We start from the raw sequence: 24,633 nt of genomic DNA on the forward strand, positions 1-24,633 counted from the left end.
TCGCGTCCAAAAATCAGCCCCATTCCTGCGGGAACACTGTGACGTTGGGGCAAGTGCAGGGCTTGGGAGCTTCAGGGATGGAACGAGGATTTTCGGGAAGGCGGCTGCTGGCCGCCGTCGCACTGGCGGCGTTGTGCGCCGGCTTGGGAGGCGCACCGGCGCAGGCGCGCGAGAACTACGCCATCGTCGTCGGCGTGACCGATTATCCCAATCTGCCGAAGAACAACTGGCTCATCGGCCCCCGTAACGATGCGATCATGGTGCGCGAATACCTCACGACGCGCTCGCCGGTGAAGTTCGACGCCGGTAACGTCGCCATACTCGCGGACGACGTCGAGGACGCGAAGGAGCCGACCCTGGCGTCGATCCTCTCCTCGCTGGATGCGGTGGCCGAGAAGGTCGAGAGCGGCGATTTCCTCTATCTCCAGTTTTCCGGCCACGGCTTCCAGCAGACGGCGGCCGACCCCTCGACCGAGACCGACGGGCTCGACGAGATCTTCCTGCCCAAGGACACCGGCCGCTGGGTGGATAGATCCAAGGGCATGCCGAACGTTCTCACCGATGACGCCGTCGGCGATGCGCTTGACCGGATCCGCGGCAAGGGTGCCTTCGTATGGGTGGTTTTCGATGCCTGCCACTCCGGAACCGCGACGCGCGCCGCGCCGCTGGAGGACGTGCAAGAGCGCAAGGTCGACGCCGACGCGCTCGGCATGCCGGCGGAAGTGCTGACCGAAGGCGCGGCGACCCGCGATCTCGGCGCGCGCGAGGCGCCGGTGGAGGAGATCGGCTCGACAGGGGCGGCTCCGGCCGCGCAGGGCGGCCTCGTGGCCTTCTTCGCCGCGCAGACCAACGAGACCACGCCCGAGATGCCGCTGCCGCGCGGCGCCGAGAACGCCACGCGCTACGGCCTCTTCACACACACGATCTTCTCGAAGCTGGCGGAAAATCCCAACATCACCTACCGGCAGCTGGCCGAAGGCATCCTGCAGCACTATGCCAGCATCAACCGCACCAGCACCACCCCGCTCTTCGAGGGCGACCTCGACGCGCCGGTGTTCGGCACCAGCCTGGACGAGTTCGTCCCGCAATGGCCTATCACGGTGAAGCCGGACGGCGTCACCGTCTCGGGCGGATTGCTGAACCGGCTGGTCCCCGGATCGCGGCTCGCCATCGTGGAAAAGCCGGGCGACGCCACCGAGGATGCCATCGGCGTTCTGGAAGTGAAGAGCGCCGACAATTTCTCCAGCCGCGTCGCAGTAGCGCGCGAGGAGGAACCGGCCGCCGTGTCGGGCACGCCCGAAGGAAGGGCGAAAGTCCGCTCTCTTGGCGACATTCCCGAGGGCGCCTATGCGCGCCTGACGGAAGCGCAATTCGATTTCACGCTCACCGTGGCGAAGCCGGAAATGTCGGACGCCTATTACGACAAGATCGGGCTGGTCGACGGGATCCTCGAAAAGATCGCCGCCGACGACACGACCCAGCTTCGCATCGAACTGGTCGAACCGGGTGCGCCGGCCGACCTGCGGCTGGCTCTACTCGCCGAGTCCGACCTCGACGGCGCCTCGTTCGACGCCAGCGGAGATCCCGCGCTCTGGTTCCTGCCCGAATCGGGGGAACTGTCGCTAGCCGACGGGCAGCGCCCGCCGTCGGTCGTCATGGTAAGCGACGACCAGGAGGCGATCGGCGAGGCGGTCGAGCACTACCTGACCCGCGTCTACCGCGCCACCAACCTCGCCCGCATCGGCAGCGCGTCGGAATATGGCGCGGACGAGATCGACGTTTCCTTCACGTTGAAGCGGGCCGAGAACGGCGAGGCGGTACCGATCTCCAGCACCGACCTGCCCACCGGCGTTCCGGGCGACCGCGTCAGCGTGCGCGCGACCAACAACACCGGCACAGCCGTCGACATCAACGTGCTGTATGTCGGCAGCGACTATTCCATCACCTTCATGGCCAAGGAGCGGCTGCAGCCTTCCGCCACGCTGGATCGCGAGTTCCTCGAATTCACCGAGGACAGCTACGGCCGCGAATTGATGGTGGCGATCGTCTCGGAGGCGAAGCCGCTGACGCCGACGCTCGACCTCGGCTTCCTCGCCCAGGATGGTCTCCGGTCCGTCCATCGCGGAAGCGGGCCGGAAAGCGTCGCGGACCTGATCCAGAACATGGGCATGGGATCGGCCACTCGCGCGGCCAAGGCAGTCGGTGGCGGCGGCGAGCAGCGCCAGCGTGGCGCTGTTATGCTCTATCCCATGCAGACCGTGCCGAAATCCTGAGCGGGAACAGGTGGTGGCCACCATGAGCGATACCGACATCATCCCGTCTTCACCGCTGCGGCCGGCCCCTGGCGCGGGCCGACCACGCTCAAGATACGCCCGGCGCCTCGCCGCCGGGTTGCTCGCGGCCGGGATGGCCTGGCCCGCCACGCCGGCGTGGTCGGGATCCTGCGGGCTCTGTGCCCGTCAGGTCGTCATCAACCCGTCGCTCGCCGCCTGTCTCCTGCGCGACTACGAGGTCCTGGCGACCGCCGACGACGACGGCGCGATCGCCGTCGACCTGACGGACTGCGAGCAGTCGCGCGGCATCGTGGAAGCGCTGCCTTCGGCCGCCGCCAGTCCTCCGGAGCCGGACCTGCGATTCCTCGTCTCGCGGGACCAGTTGGACTGCCTGAAACGGACCATCGAGCGGCCGGGTACTGTCGTGGACCCGGTGACCACCATCGACCTGAGCGCCTGCGAATGAGCGACGCCGGCGGCCCGAAGAGCGTGCGACCGCCTCGGCTGACCAAGACCGCAGTGGCATTGCCGGATGTCGCCAACCATGATCTCAAGGAAGAGGACAATCCCTTCACGCACAGCGACTGGCGCATGCTGGGCTATGCCTGGAGCGGCTTCGCGCTACGGATCCTGCTGGTCCTCGCCACGGTCTTTTCCGCGTTCCAGTATCTGCAGGCGCGCGAGGAAAAGCGCATCGAGCGCACGCTCGAACTGGTGGAACTGTGGGAGCGTCCGGAATACCAGACCGCGCAGCGGGCGCTGAAGCGCCGCCTGGGCGATCTGAACCAGCGCTATCGCTCCGATCTCGGCGACAGTCCCTCGCCAACCGAACTCGCGATCTTCCAGGACCGAGTCGGCGTGGAGGCGATGCAGGAGACCGGCGGCACGCAGCCGCTCGCCGACTTTCGCGACGAGTTCGACCGCATCGTCTACTTCCTGAACCGGCTGTCCTTCTGCGTGGAGGGAGACCTGTGCTCCCGTTCCGTCGCCGACGCTTACTTCCGGGACTTCGCGCAGTCGTTCTGGGACTATTTCTCCGGCTTCGTGCGGCAGGAGAGGCGACGCGGTTCGCCCAACTTCGCCAGGCCGATCGAGGACTATCTAGCAGCCTCCGGCTGATCCCGCCGCTCCGCCGACATGATCGGCGGAGCGGTGGCGTTCACGAGGCCGATCGCCTCAGTTCTGGGACGCGATCCCGTTCACCCACCGGAAGTAGGGCACGTTGAGGCGCAGCGCGACGTTGGCCGAACTCGTCTCGGCGATGTTGATGCCGATGATGTGCCGTTCCTTGGTGTCGCCGTTGAACTCGTAGACGGCCGAGCCGCTCGACCCGGGATAGGTGTCGCACAGGTAGGTGAAGTTGTTCACCGATGCGGTACCGGGATCGATGTCGCAGTTCGTCGCCCACATGGTGCTCACCGGCTTGTCGCCGGGGTAGCCGACGATGTTGGCGCGCAGCGCGTAGACCGGATCGTAGGCCGAATAGCCCATCCAACCGACCGCATCGCCGGCCGGCGCGTCGAGGATCAGGATGCCCAGGTCCCAGGGCACGACCGAGCCGTAGAAGCCCTTGTAGTTCGAGATGTAGCCTTCAAGGATGTGGGCGTCTGTGAAGCCGTACTTACCGTAAGGCGCGTTGCCCTGCCCGTTCAGCCCCGGATAGAACTCGTAGTCGGCAAGCCAGCCACCTTCGTCGTGGTTGTAGAGGCAGTGGGCGGCGGTGATGACCGTCCTCTTGCCGATCAGAGTGCCCGAGCAGATGCTCCACTGGCCGTCCTTGGTCATCGACCAGATCTGGCCGATCGTGTTGAACGGATAGGCCTTGGTCTGCGTGACCTGCACGCGGTCGTCCTCGCCGAACACCTGGCGGGAGTCTTCGGCGAATGCCGGGTCTTCCGTCATGCCGGGCTTCTCGGTGGCGGGCGCCGACGTGCCCGACAGAGCGCCTTCGATGGCCGTCTTGAGCTCGTCGCTCGGCGCCGTCGTCGCATCGCCGGACCGCGAGCGCGTGGTAAACGCACGTTCCATCTCCGCGCCGTCCGGAAAGGACAGGTCGCGCGAGGCTTCGCTGTCGTCCAGCTTCGGCGCGAGGTCGACGACCGACCGGCTCGCGAGGTCCGGCATCTCGAGCGAGGCGCGGGGCGCCTCTCCCGTACCGGAGTTGCCGGATGCGCTCTGCGCATGGGCAAGCGTGGCGGGGATGCCGACGGCCGAGATTGTCAGCGCCAGCATCGTCGTATTGAAAAATTTCATGAAAACAGTTCTCCCAAGCCCTTCGAAGTGGAACACTACTCCCAATAGTGTCCTTATCGTGATCCCTGAAAAATGCCGCGATGGCAAGCGCCCACGAACAGAGTTTCGGAAACCTGCCAAGCATCGGGCGCCGCATTTATTCCTCAATGGTCCTGACAAATCGCTTTCGTTCGGCCGCGCCCCGGTTTTAGATGTCCGGCATCGGACGCCGCGGGGTGGGGTCCATCACGGCAACGAAGTCTCAGGAGGTAACTTTGATTCGATCATCCAAACTGACCAGGGGCGCCGTTGCTGCGGCATTGGCGGTAGGTGCTTTCACAATATCTAATTTAGCTTTCGCGCAGGACTCTTCCGTTGCGGCAGCCGCAAAACCGGAAAGCTCGCCCATGAGCCGCGTCGCGGCGGCCAGGAAGGCGGCGCGCGAGAGCGGGGAGGACAGCCGCGTCATCGGCGGGACGCCGGCCGAGGAAGGTGCCTGGCCGTTCCAGGTCGCGCTGCTGATCAGCGACTATCTCGACGAGAACCCGGCCACGCAGCTCGACGCGCAGTTCTGCGGCGGCAGCCTGATTTCACCCGAATGGGTGCTGACGGCAGCCCATTGCCTCTTCGAGTACGGACAGGTGGTCGACCCGCGCGGCGTCACGGTGCTGGTCGGAGCCACGCATCTGGCGGGCGGCGAGCGTATCCAGGCCGCCGAGATCATTCCGCACGAGAACTACGACGCGGCGGGCTTCGACAACGACCTAGGCCTCATCCGGCTTTCCAAACCGGCCAGCCAGGCCGCGATCAAGCTCACCCCGTCCGACGTGCCGACGGGCAATGCCATGGTCACCGGGTGGGGAAAGATGGCCAATGGCGGTTTTCCGGAAAACCTGATGCAGGCCGATGTGGAACTGGTCGCCAACGAGGCCTGCAACTCCGGCATCAAGAGCATCTATGCCCGCGACTTCGAATCGGTGCTGCGCAATTTCAGCCAGCGCATGCGCGTGAGCGAGGAAGGCATCCAGAGCGCCAAGCAGTATATCGTCCAGAGCATGTCCGATCCGCTGACCGGCAACATGATCTGCGCAGGCGTTTCGAGCGGCGCGCGTGATGCTTGCAACGGCGACAGCGGCGGGCCGCTGTTCATGACCGGCGACGGCGGGCAGGTGCAGGTCGGCATCGTGAGCTGGGGCGAGGGCCCGCTCGATTCCAACATCGCCTGCGGCCACGAGAACGCCTACGGCGTCTACACGCGCGTGGCGAACTATCGCGACTGGATCGGCTCCAAGACCGGCGTGAAGTAGCGCGGCGCCGCGCGGACAAAAGAAAGGTCCGGATCGGCGTCGCCGGTCCGGGCCTTTTTCTTTTTCCTTGCCGTGTGGACGGTCACGCGACCTGGCGTGCCAGCGCGCATTGCGACCACAGGTCGGACAGCGCGCGGACCAGATGGTCGATGTCGGCGTCGGTGTGCAGCGGCGACGGGGTGATCCTGAGCCGCTCGGTCTTGCGCGGCACGGTCGGATAGTTGATCGGCTGGACGTAGATGCCATAGTTGTCGAGCAGCAGGTCCGACAGCCATTTGCACTTGGCCGCGTCGCCCACCATAACCGGCACGATGTGGCTGGGGTTCGGCATGGTGGGGATGCCGATGGCGTCGAGCCGCGACCGCACCTTGCGCACCCGGTCCTGATGCCGCGCGCGCTCGAAGGGGCTCTGCTTGAGATGCCGGATCGAGGCCAGCGCGCCGGCCGCCACGTGCGGCGGCAGGGCGGTGGTGAAGATGAAGCCGGAGGCGAAGGAGCGGATGAAGTCGCACAGCGCCGCCGAGCCGGTGATGTAGCCGCCGACCACGCCGAAGGCCTTGCCCAGCGTGCCCTCGATCAGGGTGACGCGGTCCATCAGGCCCTCGCGCTCGGCGATGCCGCCGCCGCGCGGCCCGTAGAGGCCGACCGCATGCACCTCGTCGAGATAGCTCATGGCGCCGTGCTTTTCGCAGACGTCGAGAATGTCGGCGATCGGCGCGATGTCGCCGTCCATCGAATAGACGCTCTCGAAGGCGACGATCTTGGGACGTTCCGGCCCGTACTCCGACAGGATACGGTCGAGGTCCTCGACGTCGTTGTGCTTCCAGATGCGGCGCTCGGCCTTGGACTGGCGGATGCCCTCGATCATCGAGGCGTGGTTGCCGGCGTCCGACACGATGACGCAATCGGGGATGTTGGCGCCCAGCGTGGAAAGGGCTGCCCAGTTCGACACGTAGCCGGAGGTGAACAGCAGCGCCGCCTGCTTGCCGTGCAGGTCGGCAAGTTCGCGCTCCAGCATGACGTGGTAATGGTTGGTGCCCGAGATGTTGCGCGTGCCGCCGGCACCGGCGCCGCATTTGTCCAGCGCCTCGTGCATGGCCGAGATCACCCTGGGGTTCTGGCCCATGCCGAGATAGTCGTTCGAGCACCACACGGTGACCTCGCGCGTCTCGCCGCCGACATGGCGCGTCGCGCGCGGAAACGACCCGGCATGGCGCTCGAGATCCGCAAACACCCGATAGCGCCCCTCCTCGTGGAGGTCGTTGAGCTTCGTGGCGAAAAAGGCTTCGAAGTTCATTCGTCTTTTCTCCTTGGAATTCTTCTAACCTTGATCGCCGGGCTTGTCTCCCCCGTCCGGCGCGTCAAATCGCACCACGCGCAAGGGAAGGACAGGTGGGCACGAGGCACGTTCCATCAGCGGGTAACAAGTCCCCCAGGCGGTTACCTTGATTTCGCTCAATCTTCTGTTGAACCGGTCACACGCGAACAGGCGAGGTAGCCGTTTGTTGTGCCAATGCGTCCGCCCTGTGTCGTCGCGACTATATCCACGTAACCACGCGGTGATCCGGCGGGTGGACCATGCGCACATATGTGATGGCGCGCTCGGCGATCCAGGTCGCCCGCTCGGCCACGAACACGGCCTCGCCGGGGTCGAGATCGAGCGCACGGGCTTCCTCCGAACCCGCGCGCGCGGCGCCGAACGAGAACTGGGCCCGCGAGAATGGCGCGTTGGCGACGAGCCATTCATTGGGGCTCGCCGTCTCGAAATCCTCCGAGCCGGCCGCCGGGACTGCCGCGAGATTGATCCAGCGGTCCTCGTACTGATAGGGCCGTTCGTCGGCCAGATGCAGGCAGCGCACATGCAGCGCCGGCGCCCCGGCCGGGAGCCCGAACCGCTCCTGCAGCCAGACGGGCGCGTGCTCGACCGCCCGCTTCAGCAGGCGGTATTCGTAAGCCGATCCCGACGCTTCGATCTCAGTCCTGACGAGTGGGATGGCGAAGCGGGCCTCGCGCACGGGATGCAGCGCGACGCGGGTGCCGGACTTGCGCTTGCGCTCGATCAGCCCCGATCGCGCGAGTTCCTGCAGCGCGCGGTTGACGGTGGCGCGCGCCGCGCCGAATTCCGCCGCCAGCGCCTCTTCTCCAGGCATGGTCTCTCCGGGCTCCCAGACCCGCCGCGAGATGCGCCGCTCCAGCTCCGACTTGATGTCGCGGAACGAATTGCGCCGCATTCGCCCTAGATCCGGGAAAGGACGTTGCGGACGGCGGAGGCATAGCGGCCCGCGATCCCCTCGTGCCCGGCATGGCGGCCGTCGCGGACGCAATGGCGACCTGCCGACCACACGTCGGTTACCGAGAGGTTCGACCCAGCGAAGATCCAGCCGTCGAGGAGGCGGTCGCCGACAAGTCCAAAAAGCCCGTCGCGCTCCGTGTTTAGCGCGACCAGATCCGCCCACCTGCCGGTCTCGATCGCGCCGCAGTCCCGCCCCAGCGCCTGTGCGCCGCCGGCCAGTGCCCGTTCGTAGAGGTTCCGGCCGGCAGATTCGTTGGCGCCGGCCAGGACCACCCGGGCGCGGTCGCGCAGGCGCTGCGAATATTCGAGCTGGCGCAGTTCGCCCGCGACCGAGATCCGGATGTTGGAATCCGAGCCGATGCCGAACTGCCCGCCGCCGTCCAGAAACCGCGCGCCGTCGAAGATCCCGTCGCCGAGATTGCCCTCGGTGACGGGGCAGAGCCCGGCCACGGCGCCCGTGCCGGCAAGCTGCCCGGTCTCCCCCGGCGTCATGTGCGTGCAGTGGATCAGACACCAGCGCGCGTCGACATCATGATTGTCGAGGAGCCACGTCATCGGCCGCGCGCCGAAGACCGCGAGTGTCTCCTCGATCTCCTTTTCCTGTTCCGCGATGTGCATGTGGAAGGGACCGGCGGACCGGGCCGCGAGGTGCCTGAGATCGTCCGGCCCCACCGCGCGCAGCGAATGCGGCGCGGTGCCGAGCGCCGTATCATGGGGAAGCGGGGCCAACGCTTCTCCCGCCCGCTCGTGCAGCCGCACGAACCGATCGAGATCGTTGCCGAAGCGCAGCTGCCCGCCGGCGAGGGGCCGTCCGTCGACGCCGCCCTGCGCGTAATGAACCGGCAGCAGCGTCAGCCCGATGCCCGTCTCCGCGGCCGCAGCCGCGATGCGCGTGGAAAGCTCGCCGAGATCTTCGTAGGGCGAGCCGCCCGGCTGGTGGTGCAGGTAATGGAACTCTGCGATTGCGCCGAAACCGGCCTCCTGCATCTCCATGAAGGCGAAGGCGGCGATCGCCTCGAGCTCGTCCGGCGTCAATACGTCGAGGAAGCGGTACATGATCTCGCGCCAGGTCCAGAAGCTGTCGCGCCCCGAGGGGCCGCGCGCCTCAGACAACCCCGCCATGGCGCGCTGGAAAGTGTGACTGTGAAGGTTGGAGATGGCCGGCAGCAGGACCGGAACGCGCACGTCGGTGGGCGTCGCGGTTGCACCCGTCAGGACGCCGGCTATGCGGCCGTCCGCGCCGATCTCCACCCGCACGTCCTGCGCCCATCCGGAGGGAAGGAGCGCGGTGACCGCGTATATCGCACTCTTTCCGTTCGTTGGCCCCGAGCTCCGCGTCTGGGTTCCCTGAAGTGAGCCGCCCTCGTGCATCGTCGTCCCTGCGCTCCCTTGACTTATTATGTCTATACATAATAGCCTCCTTTGCGGATTTGAAAACAGCCATTTCTCGGAAGTGCCCGTGCGCAGGATTCTCACAGACCTGACCATTGCGACCATGGAGCCCGGCGGGCCTGCCTACGGGCTCGTGGAGCGCGGCGCCGTCGGAGTGGAGGACGGAACGATCGCGTGGGTCGCGGGCGAGGGAGGGGCGCCGTCGGATTGGCGCGGTGTCGACGTGGAAGACTTCAGCGGCCGCCTGATGACCCCGGCGCTGGTCGACTGCCACACCCACATCGTCTTCGGCGGAAACCGCGCGCGCGAGTTCGAGATGCGCCTCGAAGGCGCGACCTACGAGGAGATCGCGCGCGCCGGCGGCGGCATCGTGTCGACGGTGGCCGCCACGCGGGCATTGTCGGAGGACGAGCTCGTCGACGCCGCCCTGCCGCGCCTCGACCGGCTGATCGGCGAAGGCGCCGGCACGGTCGAAATCAAGTCCGGCTACGGGCTGACGATCGAGGACGAACTGAAGATGCTGCGCGCCGCGCGCCGACTCGGCGAACTCCGCCCGGTACGCATCAGGACCAGCTACCTCGCCGCACACGCGCTGCCGCCGGAATACAAGGGCCGCGCCGACGCCTATCTCGGCGAGGTGGTGCTGCCCGGCATGGAGGCCGCGACGGCCGAGGGCCTCGTGCACGCCGTCGACGGCTTCTGCGAGACCATCGCCTTCACCCCCGACGAGATGCGCCGCGTCTTCGACAAGGCGCGGACGCTCGGTCTCCCGATAAAACTCCACGCCGAGCAACTGTCCGACCTCGGCGGCGCAAAGCTCGCCGCCTCCTTCGGAGCGCTGTCGGCTGACCATCTCGAATATCTCGGCGAGGACGGTGTGGCGGCGATGGAAGAGGCCGGTTCGGTCGCGGTGCTCCTGCCCGGCGCGTTCTATTTCCTGCGCGAGAAGAAGCTGCCGCCGGTGGCCCAACTCAGGGCTGCAGGGGTCCCCATCGCACTTGCCACCGACTGCAACCCCGGCTCCTCGCCGATGACCTCGCTGCTGCTTGCCATGAATATGGGCTGCACCTTCTTCCGCCTGACTCCGGAGGAGGCGCTCGCCGGCGTCACCCGCAACGCCGCCCGCGCACTCGGCCTCGCCGACGAGATCGGCACGATCGAACCGGGCAAGCGCGCCGAATTCGCTATCTGGGACGTCGACCACCCCGCCGAACTCGCCTACCGCATCGGCGACAATCCCCTGCACCGAAGGATTGTCGCATGACCATCAACCTCAACCCCAGTTCCGTCCCGCTCTCGACCCTCGAACGCCTTTACCGCTCCGGCGAACCTGCGCGGCTGGACGATGCCTTCCGGCGCGGCATCGCGGCGGCCGCCGCGCGGATCGGCGAAATCGCGGGCGGCCGGGAAGCCGTCTACGGTATCAATACCGGCTTCGGGAAACTGGCGAGCGTGCGCATAGCACCCGACGATCTCGCCACGCTGCAGCGCAACCTCATCCTGTCGCACTGCTGCGGCGTCGGGCAGCCACTCGGTGCCGACATCGTGCGGCTGATCATGGCGCTCAAGCTCGTCTCCCTCGGCCGCGGCGCTTCGGGCGTGAAGCCGGCCACGGTCGAACTCATCGAAGCGATGCTGGAGCGCGGCGTGGTCCCGGTGATCCCGGAAAAGGGGTCGGTCGGCGCCTCGGGCGATCTTGCCCCGCTCGCCCACATGGCCGCCGCGATGATCGGCGAGGGCGAGGCTCTCTTCGGCGGCGAGCGGATGCCGGCGCGCGATGCGTTGGCAAAGGCCGGACTTGAGCCGATCGTGCTCGCCGCCAAGGAAGGCCTGGCGCTGATCAACGGCACCCAGGTCTCGACCGCGCTGGCGCTGGCCGGCCTCTTCCGCGCCCACCGCGCGGCCAACTCGGCACTGATCACCGGCGCGCTGTCGACCGACGCCGCCATGGGCTCGTCCTCCCCCTTCGTGGAGGAGATCCACACGCTGCGCGGCCATGCCGGCCAGATCGAGACGGCCGCCTCGTTGCGGGCGCTGATGGCCGGCTCGGAGATCCGAGAGAGCCACCGCGACGGCGACGAGCGTGTGCAGGACCCCTATTGCATCCGCTGCCAGCCGCAGGTTGACGGCGCCTGCCTCGACCTGTTGCGCATGGCGGCGCGCACGCTGGAGATCGAGGCCAACGCGGTCACCGACAACCCGCTGGTGCTGTCGAGCGGCGACGTGGTCTCCGGCGGCAATTTCCACGCCGAGCCGGTCGCCTTCGCCGCCGACCAGATCGCCATCGCGGTATGCGAGATCGGCGCCATCGCGCAGCGCCGCGTGGCGCTGCTGGTCGACCCGAAGCTCTCCTACGGCCTCCCGCCCTTCCTGGCGAAGAATGCCGGACTGAACTCGGGCCTGATGATCGCCGAGGTGACCTCGGCCGCGCTGATGAGCGAGAACAAGCAGATGGCGTTTCCGGCTTCGGTCGATTCCACGCCGACCTCGGCCGACCAGGAGGACCATGTGTCGATGGCTTGCCACGGCGCGCGCCGGCTCTTGCAGATGACCGACAACCTCTTCGGAATCGTCGGCATCGAGGCGGTGACCGCCGCGCAGGGCATCGATTTCCGCGCACCGCTGAAGACGGGAACGGAATTGCTCAAGGCGCACGCCGCCATCCGCGCCGTGGTGCCGACGCTGGAGGTGGACCGCTACATGGCGCCGGACCTGGAGGCGGCGGTTGAACTGGTTCGCAACGGTAGGCTGAACGCCAGCGTGGGCGAGGGACTGCTGCCGGGGCTGGAAGGATGACACCCATGAATCCCGTCGAAATCACCCGCGGCACTTCCCCCGTCATCCTGGGGCTGCCGCACACCGGAACCCATGTCCCGCCCGACATCCGCGAGCGCCTCAACGACGAAGGCAAAAAACTCCGCGACACCGACTGGCACATCCACACGCTCTATGACGGTCTTCTGCCTGCGGCCACCACGGTGCGCGCAACCTTCCACCGATACGTCATCGACGCCAACCGCGACCCGTCCGGCGAGAGCCTCTATCCCGGGCAGACCACGACGGGACTGATTCCCCGCATCGACTTCGACGACCAGCCGATCTGGCGCGAGGGCATGGAGCCCGACGAAGCGGAGACGGCGCGGCGGGTGCGCGAATTCCACGCGCCGTATCACGCCGCGCTCGCCGCCGAGATCGCGCGGGTGAAGGCACAGCACGGCATCGCCGTTCTCTACGACTGCCACTCCATCCGGCCGGTGATCCCCTATCTGTTCGAAGGCGTGCTGCCGGATTTCAACGTCGGCACAGACAACGGCCGAACCTGCGATCCGCGCATCGAGCAGGCGACCTTCGGCGTCTGTGAGCGCGCCGAGGGCTACACGTCGATCCTGAACGGCCGCTTCCGCGGCGGCTGGGCGACGCGCCACTATGGCCGGCCGGAAGAGGGCGTGCACGCCATCCAGATGGAGCTGACGCAGTCGACCCATCTCGCCGACACCGCCGAAACCTTCGCCTACGACCCGGCGAGGGCAGGGCGGCTGCGGCCCCATCTCGCCGAAATCCTGACATCCATCGAGGCCATCGCCTACCAGATCGCCGGAGCCCGCTCATGACCAACCCCCGCCACAACATCCGCGAGGTTCGCGCGCCGCACGGCACGGAGCTGAACGCGAAGAGTTGGCTGACGGAAGCGCCGCTCAGGATGCTCATGAACAATCTCGACCCCGACGTGGCGGAAAATCCCAACGAACTTGTCGTCTACGGCGGCATCGGCCGCGCAGCGCGGACGTGGAATGACTTTGATTCGATCGTGGCGACGCTGAAGACACTGAACGAAGACGAAACGCTGCTCGTCCAGTCCGGCAAACCGGTCGGCGTCTTCCGCACCCATGCCGACGCCCCGCGCGTCCTGATCGCCAATTCCAACCTCGTTCCGCACTGGGCCGACTGGGACCATTTCAACGAGCTCGATAAGAAAGGGCTCATGATGTACGGCCAGATGACGGCCGGCTCGTGGATCTACATCGGAACGCAGGGAATCGTTCAGGGCACCTACGAGACCTTCGTCGAAGCCGGGCGGCAGCACTACGGCGGCGACCTCAAAGGTAAGTGGATACTAACGGCTGGCCTCGGCGGCATGGGGGGCGCGCAGCCACTGGCGGCCGTCATGGCCGGCGCCTCCTGTCTGGCTATCGAGTGCGACGAGACCCGCATCGATTTCCGCTTGCGCACCCGCTATCTGGACGAGAAGGCGACGACGCTCGACGAGGCGCTGGCCATGATCGAGCGCTGGACGAAGGCCGGCGAGGCGAAGTCGGTCGGGCTGCTCGGCAACGCCGCGGAGATCGTGCCGGAACTGGTCCGGATCATGGGCAATGGCGGCATTCGCCCCGACATGGTGACCGACCAGACCTCGGCGCACGATCCGCTCAACGGCTACCTGCCGAAAGGCTGGACCATCGGCGAGTGGAAGGCCAGGCGCGAGAGCGATCCCAAGGCGGTGGAGGCGGCGGCGCGCCACTCCATGCGCGAGCATGTCGAAGCCATGGTCGCTTTCTGGAATGCCGGCGTTCCGACGCTGGACTACGGCAACAACATTCGTCAGGTGGCGAAGGACGAGGGTTTCGAGAATGCCTTCGCCTTTCCAGGGTTCGTGCCGGCTTACATAAGGCCGCTTTTCTGCCGCGGCGTCGGGCCGTTCCGCTGGGCGGCCCTTTCCGGTGATCCGGAGGACATCTACAGGACCGACGCGAAGGTGAAGGAACTGCTGCCTGACAACGAACATCTCCACCGCTGGCTCGACATGGCGCGCGAGCGCATCGCGTTCCAGGGCCTGCCGGCGCGCATCTGCTGGGTCGGTCTCGGCGACCGCCACAGGCTGGGCCTTGCCTTCAACGAGATGGTGGCGAGCGGCGAATTGAAGGCGCCGGTCGTCATAGGCCGCGACCACCTCGATTCCGGCTCCGTCGCCTCGCCAAACCGCGAGACCGAGGCGATGAAGGACGGTTCCGACGCCGTTTCCGACTGGCCGCTGCTCAACGCGCTGCTCAACTGCGCTTCGGGCGCCACCTGGGTCTCGCTCCACCACGGCGGTGGCGTCGGCATGGGCTTCTCGCAGCACGCCGGCATGGTCATCGTCGCTGACGGCACGCCGGAAGCGGCGCGCCGGCTGGAGCGGGTGCTGTGGAACGACCCGGCCACGGGCGTCATGCGCCACGCCGATGCGGGCTACGACGACGCGCTCGACTGCGCCCGCGAGAAGGGCCTGCGCCTGCCGGGCATTCTAGGCAAATGACATGCCGCGGGGAGGGCGATTTCCATGTCTATCCTGGAAACCTCCCATCTTCGCCTGCGGCTTTTCCGGCCGGACGATTTCGACGACCTCGCCCGCATCTATGCCGATCCGGAGGTGCGGCGATACTTTCCCGACGGCACGCTGGACAGAACGCAGACGAAGGAGGAACTCGACTGGTCCATCGCCGGCGGTGACGGGGACCGACCCGGTTTCGTGCTGCATGCGCTGATCGAGCGGCGGTCGGAAAGGCTGATCGGCCGCGCCGGCTTGCTCTCGTGGGAGATCGACGGCGCGCTGGAGGTGGAAATCGCCTACCTCGTCGACAGGTCTTTCTGGCGTCGGGGATATGGCGGGGAAATCGCGCGGGCGCTGGTTCGGCATGGCTTCGAGACGCTCGGTCTCCACCGGCTCATCGCCCTCATTCATCCGAACAACACGGCATCGATCCGGACGGCTGAACGCGCCGGTCTGCGGCTCGAGCGCCAGACGACCGTCGAGGGATCTCCCTGCCTGATCTATTCCATCTCGCGCTCGCCGCCGTTGCCGCTTCCGGACGGTCGATACGGATGATAGGTCTTCCCCGATCATATGAACGGAGGAGGACCACATGACGAAGAGCCCTGACGAACTCGGCATCGAACTGCGCAGGAAAATGTTCGGCGCGGCCGGCGCCGAACAGCAGATCGAGAAGGCCAGCGACTTCACGCAGCCGATGCAGGACATCGTCACCCGCATTTGCTTCGGCGAGGTGTGGCAGCGGCCGGGCCTCGGCACGCGCGAGCGCTCGATGATCACGCTGGCCATGCTTGCCGCGCTGGGCAAGGAGCCGGAGCTCAAGGTCCATGTTCGCGGCGCGATTGCCAATGGCGTAACGAAAGAAGAGATCCGCGAGATCCTGATCCACTCCTTCCTCTATTGCGGCATCCCCGCCATGGTTGGCGGCCTGCGCGCCGCCGAATCCGTCCTCGGCGATCTGGGCGTGGAGTAGGCGCGATGGAGAGGATCGGCTTCGTCGGCATCGGCAACATGGGGCGGCCGATGACGGCCAACATCGTGAAGTCGGGCTTTCCGCTGACGCTCTACGACGCGAATGTGGAGGCCGCCCGCGCGCATGCGGCGGAGATCGGCGCCAATGCCGCGGCCTCGCTCGCCGAGCTCGGCGCGGCGAGCGACATCGTCGTCACCATGCTTCCCAACGGCAAGATCGTGCGCGAGGTCATGCTGGAAGCCGAAGGCGGCCTGGCGTCGATTCTGAAGTCCGGCGCACTGCTCGTCGACATGAGTTCGTCCGATCCGATCGGCAGCCGCGACCTCGGTCCGCTTCTGGCCGATCGCGGCATCGGCTTCGTCGATGCGCCGGTCTCGGGTGCTGTCCCGAGGGCCGTCGCGGGAACGCTGACCATCATGCTGGGCAGCGACGATCCGGCATTGTCGCAACGCGCCAAGCCGGTACTGCTTGCGATGGGAAACCGCATCTTCGACACTGGGCTGCTCGGCTCCGGCCATGCCATGAAGGCGCTCAACAATTTCGTCGCAGCGGCAGGCTTTGCCGCCGTCGCCGAGGCGCTCATCCTCGCCGGCCGTTTCGGCCTCGATCCGAAGGTCGCTGTCGAGATAATGAACGTCTCGACCGGCCGCAACTTCTCCACCGAGAACGTGTTCGGCCAGCACGTGCTGTCGGGAGACTTCGCCACCGGCTTCGCGCTCGGCCTGCTGGCCAAGGACGTCGGCATCGCCGCAGGCCTTGCCACCGCGCTGGACAAACCGCTGCCGATCGTGGCGGAGACCGATCGCTGGTGGCAGGCGGCGCTCCAGCGTCTCGGCGGCACCGTCGACCACTCCGCCGCCTTCAAGGCCTGGAAAGGAGAGGACTGACCGTGCCCGTTACCATCTACGGCATCAGGAACTGCGACACGATGAAGAAGGCCCGCGCCTGGCTCGACGGCCACGGCGTCGCCTACGCCTTCCACGACTACAAGACCGCCGGCCTAGACGAAGCCCGCCTGCAGGGCTGGATCGACGACCTCGGCTGGGACGTCCTCCTCAACCGCGCCGGCACCACCTTCCGCAAGCTCCCCGAGGGCGAGAAGTCCGATCTCGACGCGGAGAAGGCGAAACGCCTGATGCTTGCGCAGCCGTCCATGATCAAGCGCCCGGTGGTCGACGTGGACGGGCGGTTGATAGTGGGGTTCAAGCCGGAGATGTACGAGGGGACGGTGGAAGGGTAGGGCCCCCAACGCCCGTCGCCGACAACTGGCGACAGCACCTCCACCTTTCGTCATCCCAGGGCGAAGCCGGAGCGTTAGCGGAGGCGCAGACCCTGGGATCCATGCCTGAGCATCGCGGCAGCGTGGGGTGGTGCAGGGAACGCACTCGGTACCGAAGCGTCGCAAAACCGCTTAGGTCCTCTTTCACCTCACCTTCGTCACCTCTCAGGCCTGGATCCTCGGCTCTCCCTCCGCTTCGCTCCGGTCGGCCGAGGATGACGAAGAGGAGGGTGCGCACTCCAATCGGAGCTCTATTCCGGTCATGACAATTGATTGCCTACAACGTTCAACCCTCCACGCCGCCGACGGTTGTGGACGGCACTCTCACCTTCGTCATCCCAGGGCGAAGCCGGAGCGGCAGCGGAGGCGCAGACCCTTGGATCCATGCCTGAGCATCGCGGACAGGTGAGGTCGCGGAGGAAACCGCCCGCTCCGCCACCCCGCCCGTCGTCACCTCTCAGGCCTGGACTCTCCTTTCGCTGCGCTCCAGTCGGCCGAGGATGACGAAGCGGAGGGGAGACAGGTGTGGACGAGACCGGCGCCCACCCCAGTTGGATCAAAGACTTCCATGAATTCCATCCACGCGCTAGCCACCGGCGCCACACTACCCCCCTGGTCAGCGAAGGACGCGAGATGGACGTGCAGGCGGCGATGATGGACGAAAGGATGCTTCGGCGCGTCATCGCGCTGCTCGTCTCGTTCGCCGCCTTGGCCGAGCGCGCCGCCGGCCGATCCGCGCCGGTTCGCTGGTTCGTGCTCATGATCCTGCGGCACGCCGAGGCGGTGGCGGAGAACTACGTCTGCGAGATGACGGGCATGCGGCTCTTGAAACTCGAAGGGGTCGCGCCGGTCGGCAACGACCCCGACGATGCGCTCAGCCTCGTCGCGCGTTTCTACGCGCTGGCCGCGGCGCTCTGCGCCCTGTTGCCGCTCGTGAGCCTCTTCGACCGCCAATGCGAGGGGCGCCGGCGGGCGTCTGTTCACGCGGTACCGGGCTCCGGCCGCAGCCCAAGCGGCTGGATGCTGGAGCCGCAAGACACCTCCTAAGGCACGCCGCCGACCGCCAACGGTCGCGCATCGTTGCCGATGGCACTGCGCTCTCTTGGCGGGTTCGTCGAGCCAAGAACTCGTCCAGTCAAAAGAACCATGCACCGGCGGTTCGCTTTCGACCCGCATGCCGATTGACGCTTGACATGCAGGTAAATACCTGCATATTATCCTTCAACCAACCGATCGAAGCGATGGACGCAGACAAGGTATTCAAGGCGCTCGCCGACCCGACACGCAGGAAACTGCTGGATCTTCTCGCCGAGAAGAACGGCCGGACGCTCGGCGAGCTTTGCGAGAACCTGGACATGGCGCGGCAATCGGCCACGCAGCACATCGGCATATTGGAAGCAGCCAACCTGGTGAGCACGGTCAGGCGCGGCCGGGAGAAGCTGCATTTCATCAACCCCGTGCCGCTGCACGAGGTCTACGAGCGGTGGGTGCGCAAGTTCGAACGCCAGCGGCTCGCCCTGCTGCACGACCTGAAGAAGGAACTCGAAGGAGAGTGACCATGACCGGTGAGACGATCAGCTTTGTGTATGTTACCTACATCCTCTCCACGCCGCAAAAGGTGTTCGAGGCCATCACGAGGCCGGACGTCGCGCGGCGCTACTGGGGCCACGAGAACGTCTCCGACTGGCAGCCCGGATCGAAGTGGGAGCATGTCCGCGCCAACGACGAGCGCACTGTCGAACTCGTCGGCAAGGTCATCGAGGTCTCCCCGCCCTCGCGCCTCGTCATGAGCTGGGCCAATGCCTCCCAGGCAGACGACCCGTCGAGCTACAGCCGGGTGACATTCGACATCGTCGAATATGACGACATGGTGAGGCTGACCGTCACCCACGACGACCTCGTCGCGGGAAGCGGCATGGCGAACGGAGTCAGCAAGGGCTGGCCGGCGGTTCTCTCCAGCCTGAAGTCGCTGCTGGAAACCGGCCGCGGGCTCGACGTCTTCGCCAAGCCGAAGGCGGCATGAGCCTATTGGCGCGACAGTTTACCGAGCCACAAACCGTAGAGGCGAAACCATGAAGATCGGCGTCATCGGGGTTGGCGAGATCGGCGGAACGCTAGCCACCGGGTGGAGCAGGACGGGCCACGCCGTGCGGGTGGCAAATTCGCGCGGACCCGACGCGGTCCGGACGTTCGCGGATAAAATCGGGGCCGTCGCCGCAGATGTCCGCGGCGCCGTGGAAGGCGCCGAGGTCGTGCTTCTGTCCATGCCGTTTCCCGCCGTGGTGACGTTGCCTGGCGATCTCTTCGATCGGGCGGCGGAAGGCGTCGTGATCATAGATACGGCGAACTACTACCCCGATGTGCGCGATCCCCGCATTCCGGAGATCGACGCCGGAATGCCCGAGAGCGTCTGGGTATCGCGGCAACTCGGGCGGCCCATCATCAAGGCGTTCAACAGCATCATGTTTTACGCACTTTCCGAACTGGGAAAGCCCAAAGGGTCGCCGGACCGGCTGGCAATCCCCGTGGCGGGTGATGATGCCCGAGCCAAGCAAGTCGTCATGACACTGGTGGACGAGGTGGGTTTCGATCCGGTCGATGGCGGTTCGCTGGAGGAATCGTGGCGGCAGCAGCCTTCGACGCCCGCCTATTGCTGCGATTATGACGTAGCCAGGACGCTGCAGGGGATCAGGGCAGCGATCAAGGGTAGGGCGGAGACGATCCGCGACGGCGCTTGGAGGGAGAAGTACGGCAGGCTGTTCGCCGGCAACCCCACCTACGCAGACGTCCATCCCGAGATCATCGCAATGAACCGTTCGTTCAACCCACTTTAGACCGGGGTCTCCGGGCTTCTACCGCTTCACACCGAATACGACTTCGGCAGGCCGGCACCGGGCTGGTTCCTGCAATTGAGATCGTGCGACCTATCGGAAGGAAAACGACGATGACCAAGCCATACACCGGCGGATGCGCGTGCGGCGCGATCCGCTACGAGACGAGCCACGAACCGATCTTCCAGAACCATTGCCAGTGCATGGATTGCCAGAAACGAAGCGGTACCGGGCACGGCTCCTATCTCACTTTCCCGAACCGCGCGGAAATGAAGATCACGGGCGAGGCGGCGAACTGGCGTGTTGCCGGCGACAGCGGCAATGACAAGTTCCACGCCTTCTGTCCGGCCTGCGGCACGCCGGTCTACCTGACGTTCGCGGCCATGCCCGAGATCATCGCGGTCCATGCCGCAAGCCTCGACGATCCCGGCCGGTTCGCGCCGCAGGTCGTCACCTATGCCAGCCGGGGCCACACCTGGGACCGGATGGACCCCGCACTACCGGCATTCGAGACGATGCCGACGGGTTAAACTTGGGCGAGGGTGACGATGACACCGCTAGATGGTGAGGGGGTTGTTGTTGACGCCTTCACCCGCCCGCGAACGTCACCTTCACCCCACGCTGGCGAAAATAGGCCTGCATCAGCTTCCGGCCTGACCGATTGCCTTGCGCCAGCTTGGCGGGGTCGAACACGGCCTCCTTCTGCCCCTCCCGCGCCATCGCGGCCTTCAGGGTCGCGATGTGCTCATCGAGGTCGGCATTGTCCGCCTGCAGCGATTCGTAGATTCGGTCCGTCGCCTCGGCCACAGTCGGTTCGCTCACGCTCATGCTCCTTGCTTGTCCGGCCGGCGGTTAGCACGGCTTCGTCGCGGCCGGAAGCGGGGAAGATCTTACACCCATTCGCCCTTGCGCATCACCGGCTCGCTCGATCCGTCGGCAGCGATGCCGTCGACGTCGATCTCACCCGAGCCGATCATCCAGTCGATGTGGATGAAGCTCTTGTTGCCGCCGGCGGTCGCGATCGCCTCGGCATCCATCAGTGCGCCGTTCCTGAAGCACTTCGAGTAGCACTGGCCGAGGGCGATGTGGCTGGCCGCGTTCTCGTCGAACAGGGTGTTGTAGAACAGGAGCCCGCTCTGCGAGATCGGCGAGGAGTGCGGCACCAGCGCGACCTCGCCCAGACGCCGCGCGCCCTCGTCGGTGTCGAGAACCTTCTCCAGCACGTCCTGCCCGCGCGTGGCCTTCGCCTCCACGATGCGGCCTTCCTCGAAGCGCACCTCGATGCCGTCGATCAGCGTGCCCTGGTAGGAGAGCGGCTTGGTGCTGACCACGCGACCGTCCACGCGCCGCGCATGCGGGGTGGTGAACACCTCTTCGGTCGGGATGTTGGGATTGCAGGTGATGCCGTTCTTGGCCGTCGAGGCGCCGCCGTGCCATTCGTGCCCATCGGCGAGGCCCACCGTGAGGTCGGTGCCAGGGCCGCTGAAACGCAGCGCGGAAAAATTCTTGCCGTTCAGCCATTCGGTGCGGGTGCGCAGCGCGGCGTTGTGCGCGGCCCAGGCCGAGACCGGATCGTCATTGTCGACGCGCGAGGCGGCGAAGATCGCCTCGGCGAGCTTGGCCACCGCCACGTCCTCTTCGTCGCCGGGAAAGACGACCTTGGCCCAGGAAGGGTTCGGATAAGACACGATGTTCCAGTTGATGTCGAACACGAACTATGGCAGCGGCAATCCACAGTGAGCAACATCGGGCACCAGGAAAAGCGTTCATTAAGAGGGGGTTACAGGCGCGCAGGCCAAGTCCGTTCAACATCGAACAACATCGACCAACATCGAGCAACATACACCAAATGTATGAAAGCGCCTTGCAGGTGGGTGTTTCGTGTTGTATGTTATCATACATTTACAACTATGACGGGCAGACGTAGATGGGCCGGTTGAACAAGCTGACCGACAAGCAGGTGAGGGCAGCAAAGACTGGGCTTCACGGGGACGGATCAGGCTTATTCCTGCGGGTGCAGGGCGACGCCCGCTCATGGGTGTTCATCTATCAACGCGAGAAGCGCCGTCGAAATATGGGTCTTGGTTCGTACCCGACTGTATCGCTCGCACTGGCTAGGGAGTTCGCATCTGTTGCACGTGAACAGATTGCCCGTGGCTTAGATCCTCTGGACGAACGCAAGCGCGCAAACCCGCCGACGTTCGAAGTGATGGCTCTGCAATTTGTCGACGCGAACGCCCCGAACTGGACGCCGAACGTCACCGAACGCTATCGGTCATTCATCGCGAAACACCTCGCCGCTCTGAATCCCATGACTGTTGACAAAATCGATACCCCCCACATCGTCGCTACACTCAAGCCGCTTTGGGGCACGCCTACCGGGGCCTATGTGCGCAGTGCGATCGAACGCATCTTAAATTATGCCACGGTGAGCGGCTATCGCGCCGAGGGTCCGAACCCCGCACGTTTCAAAGGGCATATAGCCCTTCTGTTGCCCCAGAAACAAAACCCGACGGAACACCATGCGGCGATGCCCTTCGCTGACGTGCCCGCGTACTACAAGCGGCTCTTGGAACGTCGCACCTTTGCTTCTCGTGCCTTGCAGTTCACGATCTTGATGGGCCTGCGGCAAGCCGAGACACGCCTATTGCGTTGGCGCGAAGTCCGAGACGATCACATTGAAATCGAGGCCGAACGCTACAAGACGCGCAAAGCGTTCAGAGCGCCGCTGTCCGCCCCCGCACGTGTCATCCTCGATGCCATGCGTGCGATCAACCCCGACGCGGGGCCGGACGATCTCGTGTTCCCCGGTCGTGACGGCAAGTCGCCGCTATCGCACCGCATCTTCGCGCAGACGATGGACTTCACCGGGGCGAAGGATTTCACCGTTCACGGATTCCGGTCATCGTTTGCCGATTGGGCGTTAAAGCAGGGGAATGCACTGCACGTAGTCGATATGTGTCTCGGGCATCTCGTCGGTTCGAAGGTGTCGCGAGCCTACTTGCGCACCGACATGCTCGATGAACGCCGCTCGATCATTGACGCCTGGGCGGAATACGTTGCTGTCTGATTCAGCTAGGCGAGAACAAAGCTTATCCCTGCCAGACGAAGCGGCGGGTTTCGACCTCATTTCGGTCGTTCAAACGCGATTGCGAGGCGCGCGAAACCTGCCAGTAGCTCCGCGCCGTTTTTGGACTCGAGCGGGGCCATCCCGCTGATTATTGCGGCACTGGCCGACGGCGTAACGCTCGCCAACCAGGGCAGCAGTGCGCGCGCTGACTTGCTACGAGGCGATTGCCGGATATCGAAAGGTCGCTTCCCCACGATCATTTGCATAAACCTCTTCTACTTGCGACCAACACGATAAAAGGGCGTCCACACAGGCAGGATCGAAGTGGGTGCCGGCGTTTTCGGCAAAGTGTCTTTTGACCTCAGAGAGCGGCCAGGGCTTCTTGTAGGGACGCTCTGAAAGGAGTGCGTCGCAGACGTCGGCGACAGCGGTCAGCCTGCCGGAGATTGGAATGTCGTCACCCGAGATTCTGCGCGGATAACCTTTGCCATCCCATCTCTCGTGATGAGACAGCGCTATTTCAGCAGCTAACTGCACCAGCTCGGAGTCGCTTCCGGAGAGAATTTCGTAGCCCCTGAGCGCATGCGTTTCCATCTCCCGCCGTTCGTCGTCATCAAGTTTTCCAGGCTTGTGGAGGATGGCATCAGGGATGGAGATCTTGCCGACATCGTGCATCGGAGACGCCCGGCACAGGTCTTCGACGAAAGTGGGATCAAGCCCCAACTTCTCCGCGACAACTCTGCTAATTTTTGCAACCCGCACGACGTGCTGACCAGTTTGATCATCCCGCAATTCGCCTGCTCGAGACAATCTCTGGATGATCTCTCCCTCACGGGACAAGATCTTGTCAGTGGCAGCACCGATCTCTGAGACCATAGCATTAAAGCTCGCGGCAAGTTGGGCGGTCTCTGAATCTGGTGTTTTGATTGACACCTGACTGTATTTACCAGTGCGCGCCACGTCGTCCATGGCGCGGGTCAATTGGTGCAGCGGGCGGGTGATCGATCGCTGCAGTCGCCATGCAAGCAATAGGCTGGGCACGAGAGCTACGGCCGACCCGACCAGTGCGTATCCAAGCACCGTCCATACCTGGCTAAGTAGGTCACTTTCGGCGATCAATGTGAGTTTGCCGACTTCCTCCCCGCCATCAATGACTGGCGTCGTCACCGCTACAGTATCCGCGAATAGAAGACGCCAAATGTTCTTGCTGGCGAACGTGTCGCCGATATCTACGTCGCTCTCGAGCCGAACAACGGAACCGATGCTCGCTAGCTGCGATCCGTCTCTGTCAATCACCTCCGCGAAGAGTAGATGAGGAATCCGAGCTATGCCTCTCAGAGATTGCTGGACCCCGGCAGCATCATCATCGGCCGTGGCGGCGGATACCGCGGCCCCAAACACCTGCGCGGTTGCCGCCATCGTTTCCCGCTTTTGGAGAAGAAACTGATTGGCCTCGTGCCACATGCTGATCACCGACGCCATCAAGAGCGCGACCCCGAGGGACGATAGAACGAGCCAGGTCAGCTTCGTCTGTATTGAGACCGAAGTTTGCGAACAACGTCGCACAATCACGTGTCGATGCTCCGATGGCGTCAAGATGTAGTGTACACGGACGTCAAGCCCCTGCTTACGGCTGAGTTTCGATGGTTTCTGCGTTCGATCGGGATTAGATCGC

The 24,633-nt window shown here is 65.3% G+C and carries 25 protein-coding genes and 1 pseudogene; 18 read left to right on the forward strand and 8 right to left on the reverse strand.

Annotation, left to right across the window (positions count from 1 at the left end; genetic code table 11):
- The first annotated feature begins 77 nt into the window (after positions 1-77).
- From BSQ44_RS06685 to BSQ44_RS06695, 3 genes are all read left to right on the forward strand, one after another.
- A complete protein-coding gene (locus BSQ44_RS06685) occupies positions 78-2,273 on the forward strand; it encodes a caspase family protein (RefSeq protein WP_072602494.1) in 2,196 nt (731 codons plus the stop codon).
- A gap of 133 nt (positions 2,274-2,406) precedes the next feature.
- The gene (locus tag BSQ44_RS06690) at positions 2,407-2,739 is read left to right on the forward strand and encodes a hypothetical protein (RefSeq protein ID WP_072602495.1); all 333 of its coding nucleotides are present in this window, start codon (positions 2,407-2,409) and stop codon (positions 2,737-2,739) included.
- The gene (locus BSQ44_RS06695; protein ID WP_072602496.1) at positions 2,736-3,392 is read left to right on the forward strand and encodes a DUF4760 domain-containing protein; all 657 of its coding nucleotides are present in this window, start codon (positions 2,736-2,738) and stop codon (positions 3,390-3,392) included. The genes BSQ44_RS06690 and BSQ44_RS06695 overlap by 4 nt, the downstream gene beginning before the upstream one ends.
- Before the next feature lie 57 nt (positions 3,393-3,449).
- Here BSQ44_RS06695 and BSQ44_RS06700 read toward each other — a convergent pair whose 3' ends face one another.
- Positions 3,450-4,526: a trypsin-like serine peptidase gene (locus BSQ44_RS06700; RefSeq protein WP_072602497.1), complete on the reverse strand. Its 1,077-nt coding sequence runs from the start codon at positions 4,524-4,526 to the stop codon at positions 3,450-3,452.
- A gap of 241 nt (positions 4,527-4,767) precedes the next feature.
- Positions 4,768-4,914: a hypothetical protein gene (locus BSQ44_RS27440; protein WP_169858322.1), complete on the reverse strand. Its 147-nt coding sequence runs from the start codon at positions 4,912-4,914 to the stop codon at positions 4,768-4,770.
- Here BSQ44_RS27440 and BSQ44_RS06705 point away from each other — a divergent pair.
- Complete coding sequence (locus BSQ44_RS06705; protein ID WP_072602498.1) at positions 4,913-5,812, forward strand: serine protease; 900 nt, start codon at positions 4,913-4,915, stop codon at positions 5,810-5,812. The genes BSQ44_RS27440 and BSQ44_RS06705 overlap by 2 nt on opposite strands.
- Before the next feature lie 82 nt (positions 5,813-5,894).
- Here BSQ44_RS06705 and hemA read toward each other — a convergent pair whose 3' ends face one another.
- The 3 genes from hemA to BSQ44_RS06720 all read right to left on the reverse strand — a co-directional run bounded on the left by hemA (position 5,895) and on the right by BSQ44_RS06720 (position 9,362).
- Positions 5,895-7,109 carry a 5-aminolevulinate synthase gene (hemA, locus tag BSQ44_RS06710; protein WP_072602499.1) on the reverse strand — a complete coding sequence of 405 codons (1,215 nt, stop codon included), beginning with the start codon at positions 7,107-7,109 and terminating at the stop codon, positions 5,895-5,897.
- Positions 7,110-7,350: 241 nt separating this feature from the next.
- Positions 7,351-8,043, reverse strand: a complete 693-nt coding sequence (locus BSQ44_RS06715; RefSeq protein WP_072602500.1) for a GntR family transcriptional regulator — start codon at positions 8,041-8,043, stop codon at positions 7,351-7,353.
- Between the two features lie 5 nt (positions 8,044-8,048).
- A complete protein-coding gene (locus tag BSQ44_RS06720; RefSeq protein ID WP_235633360.1) occupies positions 8,049-9,362 on the reverse strand; it encodes a formimidoylglutamate deiminase in 1,314 nt (437 codons plus the stop codon).
- A gap of 238 nt (positions 9,363-9,600) precedes the next feature.
- Here BSQ44_RS06720 and hutI point away from each other — a divergent pair, with 238 nt between their 5' ends.
- From hutI to BSQ44_RS06785, 13 genes are all read left to right on the forward strand, one after another.
- Positions 9,601-10,761, forward strand: a complete 1,161-nt coding sequence (gene hutI / locus BSQ44_RS06725) for an imidazolonepropionase (protein WP_235633411.1) — start codon at positions 9,601-9,603, stop codon at positions 10,759-10,761.
- The gene (hutH, locus tag BSQ44_RS06730; protein WP_072602502.1) at positions 10,758-12,293 is read left to right on the forward strand and encodes a histidine ammonia-lyase; all 1,536 of its coding nucleotides are present in this window, start codon (positions 10,758-10,760) and stop codon (positions 12,291-12,293) included. The genes hutI and hutH overlap by 4 nt, the downstream gene beginning before the upstream one ends.
- A 5-nt stretch (positions 12,294-12,298) precedes the next feature.
- Positions 12,299-13,108 (forward strand): N-formylglutamate deformylase, encoded by an 810-nt coding sequence (gene hutG, locus BSQ44_RS06735; RefSeq protein ID WP_114579929.1) that lies wholly within the window; start codon positions 12,299-12,301, stop codon positions 13,106-13,108.
- A complete protein-coding gene (hutU, locus tag BSQ44_RS06740; RefSeq protein WP_072602504.1) occupies positions 13,105-14,790 on the forward strand; it encodes a urocanate hydratase in 1,686 nt (561 codons plus the stop codon). Before hutG ends, hutU begins: the two co-directional genes overlap by 4 nt.
- Before the next feature lie 24 nt (positions 14,791-14,814).
- Entirely contained in the window at positions 14,815-15,360 is a 546-nt protein-coding gene (locus BSQ44_RS06745) for a GNAT family N-acetyltransferase (protein WP_072602505.1), read from the forward strand.
- Between the two features lie 37 nt (positions 15,361-15,397).
- Positions 15,398-15,778, forward strand: coding sequence for a carboxymuconolactone decarboxylase family protein (locus tag BSQ44_RS06750; RefSeq protein ID WP_072602506.1), 381 nt, complete (start codon positions 15,398-15,400; stop codon positions 15,776-15,778).
- Positions 15,779-15,783: 5 nt separating this feature from the next.
- On the forward strand, positions 15,784-16,665 hold the full coding sequence (locus BSQ44_RS06755) for an NAD(P)-dependent oxidoreductase (RefSeq protein WP_072602507.1): 882 nt from the start codon (positions 15,784-15,786) through the stop codon (positions 16,663-16,665).
- 2 nt (positions 16,666-16,667) lie between these two features.
- Positions 16,668-17,018 carry an ArsC family reductase gene (locus tag BSQ44_RS06760; RefSeq protein ID WP_179948741.1) on the forward strand — a complete coding sequence of 117 codons (351 nt, stop codon included), beginning with the start codon at positions 16,668-16,670 and terminating at the stop codon, positions 17,016-17,018.
- Between the two features lie 564 nt (positions 17,019-17,582).
- Entirely contained in the window at positions 17,583-18,104 is a 522-nt protein-coding gene (locus tag BSQ44_RS06765; RefSeq protein ID WP_157894524.1) for a hypothetical protein, read from the forward strand.
- Between the two features lie 194 nt (positions 18,105-18,298).
- Positions 18,299-18,613, forward strand: a complete 315-nt coding sequence (locus tag BSQ44_RS06770) for an ArsR/SmtB family transcription factor (protein ID WP_072602509.1) — start codon at positions 18,299-18,301, stop codon at positions 18,611-18,613.
- Between the two features lie 2 nt (positions 18,614-18,615).
- The gene (locus BSQ44_RS06775; RefSeq protein WP_072602510.1) at positions 18,616-19,080 is read left to right on the forward strand and encodes an SRPBCC family protein; all 465 of its coding nucleotides are present in this window, start codon (positions 18,616-18,618) and stop codon (positions 19,078-19,080) included.
- Positions 19,081-19,129: 49 nt separating this feature from the next.
- Complete coding sequence (locus BSQ44_RS06780; RefSeq protein ID WP_072602511.1) at positions 19,130-19,891, forward strand: NADPH-dependent F420 reductase; 762 nt, start codon at positions 19,130-19,132, stop codon at positions 19,889-19,891.
- A gap of 110 nt (positions 19,892-20,001) precedes the next feature.
- A complete protein-coding gene (locus BSQ44_RS06785) occupies positions 20,002-20,418 on the forward strand; it encodes a GFA family protein (RefSeq protein WP_072602512.1) in 417 nt (138 codons plus the stop codon).
- Between the two features lie 58 nt (positions 20,419-20,476).
- Here the strand turns inward: BSQ44_RS06785 and BSQ44_RS06790 are convergent, their stop codons facing one another.
- Complete coding sequence (locus BSQ44_RS06790; protein ID WP_072602513.1) at positions 20,477-20,716, reverse strand: hypothetical protein; 240 nt, start codon at positions 20,714-20,716, stop codon at positions 20,477-20,479.
- A gap of 62 nt (positions 20,717-20,778) precedes the next feature.
- Positions 20,779-21,597 (reverse strand): annotated as a pseudogene (locus BSQ44_RS06795) (aminopeptidase); the annotation flags it as partial.
- 227 nt (positions 21,598-21,824) lie between these two features.
- On the opposite strand from BSQ44_RS06795, the gene BSQ44_RS06800 reads away from it, so the two are divergent.
- On the forward strand, positions 21,825-22,958 hold the full coding sequence (locus tag BSQ44_RS06800) for a tyrosine-type recombinase/integrase (protein ID WP_162276729.1): 1,134 nt from the start codon (positions 21,825-21,827) through the stop codon (positions 22,956-22,958).
- 213 nt (positions 22,959-23,171) lie between these two features.
- On the opposite strand, the gene BSQ44_RS27445 is transcribed toward BSQ44_RS06800, so the two are convergent.
- The gene (locus tag BSQ44_RS27445) at positions 23,172-24,440 is read right to left on the reverse strand and encodes an HD-GYP domain-containing protein (RefSeq protein ID WP_157894525.1); all 1,269 of its coding nucleotides are present in this window, start codon (positions 24,438-24,440) and stop codon (positions 23,172-23,174) included.
- Positions 24,441-24,633 lie beyond the last annotated feature (193 nt).

The sequence above is a fragment of the Aquibium oceanicum genome (assembly GCF_001889605.1).
In the GTDB taxonomy this organism is placed as follows: Bacteria; Pseudomonadota; Alphaproteobacteria; order Rhizobiales; family Rhizobiaceae; genus Aquibium; species Aquibium oceanicum.

Coding starts and splice junctions, on each gene's coding strand:
- BSQ44_RS06685 (WP_072602494.1), top strand. CDS start 78: ATGGAACGAGGATTTTCGGGAAGGCGGCTGCTGGCCGCCGTCGCACTG.
- BSQ44_RS06690 (WP_072602495.1), top strand. CDS start 2,407: ATGGCCTGGCCCGCCACGCCGGCGTGGTCGGGATCCTGCGGGCTCTGT.
- BSQ44_RS06695 (WP_072602496.1), top strand. CDS start 2,736: ATGAGCGACGCCGGCGGCCCGAAGAGCGTGCGACCGCCTCGGCTGACC.
- BSQ44_RS06700 (WP_072602497.1), bottom strand. CDS start 4,526: ATGAAATTTTTCAATACGACGATGCTGGCGCTGACAATCTCGGCCGTC.
- BSQ44_RS06705 (WP_072602498.1), top strand. CDS start 4,913: ATGAGCCGCGTCGCGGCGGCCAGGAAGGCGGCGCGCGAGAGCGGGGAG.
- BSQ44_RS27440 (WP_169858322.1), bottom strand. CDS start 4,914: ATGGGCGAGCTTTCCGGTTTTGCGGCTGCCGCAACGGAAGAGTCCTGC.
- hemA (WP_072602499.1), bottom strand. CDS start 7,109: ATGAACTTCGAAGCCTTTTTCGCCACGAAGCTCAACGACCTCCACGAG.
- BSQ44_RS06715 (WP_072602500.1), bottom strand. CDS start 8,043: ATGCGGCGCAATTCGTTCCGCGACATCAAGTCGGAGCTGGAGCGGCGC.
- hutI (WP_235633411.1), top strand. CDS start 9,601: ATGGAGCCCGGCGGGCCTGCCTACGGGCTCGTGGAGCGCGGCGCCGTC.
- hutH (WP_072602502.1), top strand. CDS start 10,758: ATGACCATCAACCTCAACCCCAGTTCCGTCCCGCTCTCGACCCTCGAA.
- hutG (WP_114579929.1), top strand. CDS start 12,299: ATGAATCCCGTCGAAATCACCCGCGGCACTTCCCCCGTCATCCTGGGG.
- hutU (WP_072602504.1), top strand. CDS start 13,105: ATGACCAACCCCCGCCACAACATCCGCGAGGTTCGCGCGCCGCACGGC.
- BSQ44_RS06745 (WP_072602505.1), top strand. CDS start 14,815: ATGTCTATCCTGGAAACCTCCCATCTTCGCCTGCGGCTTTTCCGGCCG.
- BSQ44_RS06750 (WP_072602506.1), top strand. CDS start 15,398: ATGACGAAGAGCCCTGACGAACTCGGCATCGAACTGCGCAGGAAAATG.
- BSQ44_RS06755 (WP_072602507.1), top strand. CDS start 15,784: ATGGAGAGGATCGGCTTCGTCGGCATCGGCAACATGGGGCGGCCGATG.
- BSQ44_RS06770 (WP_072602509.1), top strand. CDS start 18,299: ATGGACGCAGACAAGGTATTCAAGGCGCTCGCCGACCCGACACGCAGG.
- BSQ44_RS06775 (WP_072602510.1), top strand. CDS start 18,616: ATGACCGGTGAGACGATCAGCTTTGTGTATGTTACCTACATCCTCTCC.
- BSQ44_RS06780 (WP_072602511.1), top strand. CDS start 19,130: ATGAAGATCGGCGTCATCGGGGTTGGCGAGATCGGCGGAACGCTAGCC.
- BSQ44_RS06785 (WP_072602512.1), top strand. CDS start 20,002: ATGACCAAGCCATACACCGGCGGATGCGCGTGCGGCGCGATCCGCTAC.
- BSQ44_RS06790 (WP_072602513.1), bottom strand. CDS start 20,716: ATGAGCGTGAGCGAACCGACTGTGGCCGAGGCGACGGACCGAATCTAC.
- BSQ44_RS27445 (WP_157894525.1), bottom strand. CDS start 24,440: ATGGCGTCGGTGATCAGCATGTGGCACGAGGCCAATCAGTTTCTTCTC.